Genomic DNA, 5,551 nt, shown 5'->3' on the forward strand with positions numbered 1-5,551 from the left:
GAGCGCGCTCTGCTCGCGAAGGCAGTGCAGCCGGCGCTACGCGTTGTATTTTCCGCGCCACAAAGAAGAAACCCCAGACCGCGGTTGCGATCTGGGGTTTCGTATAGGAGCTTGACGATGACCTACTCTCACATGGTGAAGCACCACACTACCATCGGCGATGCGTCGTTTCACTACTGAGTTCGGGATGGGATCAGGTGGTTCCAACGCTCTATGGTCGTCAAGCAATTCGGTTGGGATGTCGCGGTTAGGCGCTATCCCTTGGATACGTGATAGAGGCTTGTAGCTCTCGCAAATTTTCGGCTTTCTGTCGACTTCACCATCGACACCCTCTGCCTGAGGGCAGATTGTTTGGGTGTTATATGGTCAAGCCTCACGGGCAATTAGTATGGGTTAGCTCAACGCCTCACAGCGCTTACACACCCCACCTATCAACGTCGTAGTCTTCGACGGCCCTTTAGGGAGCTCAAGGCTCCAGTGAGATCTCATCTTGAGGCAAGTTTCCCGCTTAGATGCTTTCAGCGGTTATCTTTTCCGAACATAGCTACCCGGCAATGCCACTGGCGTGACAACCGGAACACCAGAGGTTCGTCCAACCCGGTCCTCTCGTACTAAGGTCAGCCCCTCTCAAATCTCAAACGTCCACGGCAGATAGGGACCGAACTGTCTCACGACGTTCTAAACCCAGCTCGCGTACCACTTTAAATGGCGAACAGCCATACCCTTGGGACCGGCTTCAGCCCCAGGATGTGATGAGCCGACATCGAGGTGCCAAACACCGCCGTCGATATGAACTCTTGGGCGGTATCAGCCTGTTATCCCCGGAGTACCTTTTATCCGTTGAGCGATGGCCCTTCCATACAGAACCACCGGATCACTAAGACCTACTTTCGTACCTGCTCGACGTGTCTGTCTCGCAGTCAAGCGCGCTTTTGCCTTTATACTCTACGACCGATTTCCGACCGGTCTGAGCGCACCTTCGTACTCCTCCGTTACTCTTTGGGAGGAGACCGCCCCAGTCAAACTACCCACCATACACTGTCCTCGATCCGGATGACGGACCAGAGTTAGAACCTCAAGGTTGCCAGGGTGGTATTTCAAGGATGGCTCCATGAGAACTGGCGTCCCCACTTCAAAGCCTCCCACCTATCCTACACAAGCAAGCTCAAAGTCCAGTGCAAAGCTATAGTAAAGGTTCACGGGGTCTTTCCGTCTAGCCGCGGATACACTGCATCTTCACAGCGATTTCAATTTCACTGAGTCTCGGGTGGAGACAGCGCCGCCATCGTTACGCCATTCGTGCAGGTCGGAACTTACCCGACAAGGAATTTCGCTACCTTAGGACCGTTATAGTTACGGCCGCCGTTTACCGGGGCTTCGATCAAGAGCTTCGCTTGCGCTAACCCCATCAATTAACCTTCCGGCACCGGGCAGGCGTCACACCCTATACGTCCACTTTCGTGTTTGCAGAGTGCTGTGTTTTTAATAAACAGTCGCAGCGGCCTGGTATCTTCGACCGGCATGGGCTTACGCAGTAAATGCTTCACCCTCACCGGCGCACCTTCTCCCGAAGTTACGGTGCCATTTTGCCTAGTTCCTTCACCCGAGTTCTCTCAAGCGCCTTGGTATTCTCTACCTAACCACCTGTGTCGGTTTGGGGTACGGTTCCTAGTTACCTGAAGCTTAGAAGCTTTTCCTGGAAGCATGGCATCAACCACTTCGCATTCTAAAAGAACGCTCGTCATCAGCTCTCGGCCTTGATTTCCCGGATTTACCTAAGAAACCAGCCTACCACCTTAAACACGGACAACCAACGCCGTGCTGGCCTAGCCTTCTCCGTCCCTCCATCGCAGTAACTAGAAGTACGGGAATATTAACCCGTTTCCCATCGACTACGCATTTCTGCCTCGCCTTAGGGGCCGACTAACCCTGCGTCGATTAACGTTGCGCAGGAAACCTTGGTCTTTCGGCGTGCAAGTTTTTCACTCGCATTGTCGTTACTCATGTCAGCATTCGCACTTCTGATACCTCCAGCAAGCTTCTCAACTCACCTTCACAGGCTTACAGAACGCTCCTCTACCGCTCATCCAAAGGATGAACCCGTAGCTTCGGTGTATGGTTTGAGCCCCGTTACATCTTCCGCGCAGGCCGACTCGACTAGTGAGCTATTACGCTTTCTTTAAAGGATGGCTGCTTCTAAGCCAACCTCCTAGCTGTCTAAGCCTTCCCACATCGTTTCCCACTTAACCATAACTTTGGGACCTTAGCTGACGGTCTGGGTTGTTTCCCTTTTCACGACGGACGTTAGCACCCGCCGTGTGTCTCCCGTGCTGACACTTGCTGGTATTCGGAGTTTGCATCGGTTTGGTAAGTCGGGATGACCCCCTAGCCGAAACAGTGCTCTACCCCCAGCAGTGATACACGAGGCGCTACCTAAATAGCTTTCGAGGAGAACCAGCTATCTCCGAGCTTGATTAGCCTTTCACTCCGATCCACAGGTCATCCGCTAACTTTTCAACGGTAGTCGGTTCGGTCCTCCAGTCAGTGTTACCTAACCTTCAACCTGCCCATGGATAGATCGCCCGGTTTCGGGTCTATACCCAGCGACTAAAGCGCCCTATTAAGACTCGCTTTCGCTACGCCTCCCCTATTCGGTTAAGCTCGCCACTGAATATAAGTCGCTGACCCATTATACAAAAGGTACGCAGTCACCCAACAAAGTAGGCTCCCACTGCTTGTACGCATACGGTTTCAGGTTCTATTTCACTCCCCTCTCCGGGGTTCTTTTCGCCTTTCCCTCACGGTACTGGTTCACTATCGGTCAGTCAGTAGTATTTAGCCTTGGAGGATGGTCCCCCCATGTTCAGACAAGGTTTCTCGTGCCCCGTCCTACTCGATTTCATTGATAAGAGCGTTTCGTGTACGGGGCTATCACCCACTACGGCGGCACTTTCCAGAGCCTTCCACTACACTCAAATCAACTTAAGGGCTAGTCCCCGTTCGCTCGCCACTACTTAGGGAATCTCGGTTGATTTCTTTTCCTCAGGGTACTTAGATGTTTCAGTTCCCCTGGTTCGCCTCTTGCACCTATGGATTCAGTACAAGATACCTAGGTTATCCTAGGTGGGTTCCCCCATTCAGAGATCTCTGGATCACAGTCTGTTTGCCGACTCCCCAAAGCTTTTCGCAGGCTACCACGTCTTTCATCGCCTCTGACTGCCAAGGCATCCACCGTATGCGCTTCTTCACTTGACCATATAACCCCAAGCAATCTGGTTACTGTCTCAATCGTGAAGACGACATTCGCCGAAAATTTGCGTCTTGAGAACTACAAATTTTGCCTTGATTAACAACGTGCAGTGAAACACGCTGTTAGTCACTTCTATCACATATCCAAATTTTTAAAGAACGATTTTCTTACCGGTCAAAAGACCAGAAATCAGCACTCGACAGGATCACCCTGAAGCGCTCATTTCTGAACTCTCTACGATCAAGCTGTAATGGTGGAGCCAAGCGGGATCGAACCGCTGACCTCCTGCGTGCAAAGCAGGCGCTCTCCCAGCTGAGCTATGGCCCCGTAAGCATCTGCACCTGAATTGGTAGGTCTGGGCAGATTTGAACTGCCGACCTCACCCTTATCAGGGGTGCGCTCTAACCAACTGAGCTACAGACCTATAACAGGGTCGCCGCGTTACAGCATCGTCTTTTACAGTGAATCAAGCAATTCGTGTGGGAGCTTATGAAGAAGCTGATGTCTTCGATTAAGGAGGTGATCCAGCCGCAGGTTCCCCTACGGCTACCTTGTTACGACTTCACCCCAGTCATGAATCACTCCGTGGTAACCGTCCCCCCGAAGGTTAGACTAGCTACTTCTGGAGCAACCCACTCCCATGGTGTGACGGGCGGTGTGTACAAGGCCCGGGAACGTATTCACCGTGACATTCTGATTCACGATTACTAGCGATTCCGACTTCACGCAGTCGAGTTGCAGACTGCGATCCGGACTACGATCGGTTTTATGGGATTAGCTCCACCTCGCGGCTTGGCAACCCTTTGTACCGACCATTGTAGCACGTGTGTAGCCCTGGCCGTAAGGGCCATGATGACTTGACGTCATCCCCACCTTCCTCCGGTTTGTCACCGGCAGTCTCCTTAGAGTGCCCACCATAACGTGCTGGTAACTAAGGACAAGGGTTGCGCTCGTTACGGGACTTAACCCAACATCTCACGACACGAGCTGACGACAGCCATGCAGCACCTGTGTCTGAGTTCCCGAAGGCACCAATCCATCTCTGGAAAGTTCTCAGCATGTCAAGGCCAGGTAAGGTTCTTCGCGTTGCTTCGAATTAAACCACATGCTCCACCGCTTGTGCGGGCCCCCGTCAATTCATTTGAGTTTTAACCTTGCGGCCGTACTCCCCAGGCGGTCAACTTAATGCGTTAGCTGCGCCACTAAGTTCTCAAGGAACCCAACGGCTAGTTGACATCGTTTACGGCGTGGACTACCAGGGTATCTAATCCTGTTTGCTCCCCACGCTTTCGCACCTCAGTGTCAGTATCAGTCCAGGTAGTCGCCTTCGCCACTGGTGTTCCTTCCTATATCTACGCATTTCACCGCTACACAGGAAATTCCACTACCCTCTACCGTACTCTAGCTCGCCAGTTTTGGATGCAGTTCCCAGGTTGAGCCCGGGGCTTTCACATCCAACTTAACGAACCACCTACGCGCGCTTTACGCCCAGTAATTCCGATTAACGCTTGCACCCTTCGTATTACCGCGGCTGCTGGCACGAAGTTAGCCGGTGCTTATTCTGTCGGTAACGTCAAAACGCTTGGATATTAGCCAAACGCCCTTCCTCCCAACTTAAAGTGCTTTACAATCCGAAGACCTTCTTCACACACGCGGCATGGCTGGATCAGGCTTTCGCCCATTGTCCAATATTCCCCACTGCTGCCTCCCGTAGGAGTCTGGACCGTGTCTCAGTTCCAGTGTGACTGATCATCCTCTCAGACCAGTTACGGATCGTCGCCTTGGTGAGCCATTACCTCACCAACTAGCTAATCCGACCTAGGCTCATCTGATAGCGCAAGGCCCGAAGGTCCCCTGCTTTCTCCCGTAGGACGTATGCGGTATTAGCGTTCCTTTCGGAACGTTATCCCCCACTACCAGGCAGATTCCTAGGCATTACTCACCCGTCCGCCGCTAAATCAGGGAGCAAGCTCCCTTCATCCGCTCGACTTGCATGTGTTAGGCCTGCCGCCAGCGTTCAATCTGAGCCATGATCAAACTCTTCAGTTCAATACTGCTTGGGTTTTGAGAAAACCCTAAACTTGGCTCAGCAATCGCAAATCTCTTAATTAAAAGAGTAACTCTCGAATTTACGAGTGTTGCTTTGTGATGCTGATAATCTGTCGACTACCAGTCTTACCTCACAAGCACCCACACGAATTGCTTGATTCAGTTGTTAAAGAACAGTTGGTTAAGCTTTTCGTCTCAACCGAGGCCGCGCATTCTACAGCAGCCTTTCTTTCTGTCAAGCTGTTTTTCGAA

Annotated in this window: 2 tRNA genes and 3 rRNA genes; all 5 read right to left on the minus strand. The window is 52.1% G+C overall.

Annotated elements, in window-relative coordinates:
* Positions 1-109: 109 nt before the first annotated feature.
* Positions 110-225 (minus strand): 5S ribosomal RNA (gene rrf, locus GYB81_RS22910).
* A gap of 137 nt (positions 226-362) precedes the next feature.
* Positions 363-3,255, minus strand: a 23S ribosomal RNA gene (locus tag GYB81_RS22915).
* 246 nt (positions 3,256-3,501) lie between these two features.
* Positions 3,502-3,577, minus strand: a tRNA-Ala gene (locus GYB81_RS22920).
* 20 nt (positions 3,578-3,597) lie between these two features.
* Positions 3,598-3,674: transfer RNA gene (locus tag GYB81_RS22925), tRNA-Ile, on the minus strand.
* Positions 3,675-3,762: 88 nt separating this feature from the next.
* A 16S ribosomal RNA gene (locus tag GYB81_RS22930) occupies positions 3,763-5,299 on the minus strand.
* Together the 16S, 23S and 5S rRNA genes with 2 tRNA genes alongside form the textbook arrangement of a ribosomal RNA operon.
* Positions 5,300-5,551 lie beyond the last annotated feature (252 nt).

Origin of the sequence: Pseudomonas yangonensis, from assembly GCF_009932725.1 — a bacterium.
Classification (GTDB): domain Bacteria; phylum Pseudomonadota; class Gammaproteobacteria; order Pseudomonadales; family Pseudomonadaceae; genus Aquipseudomonas; species Aquipseudomonas yangonensis.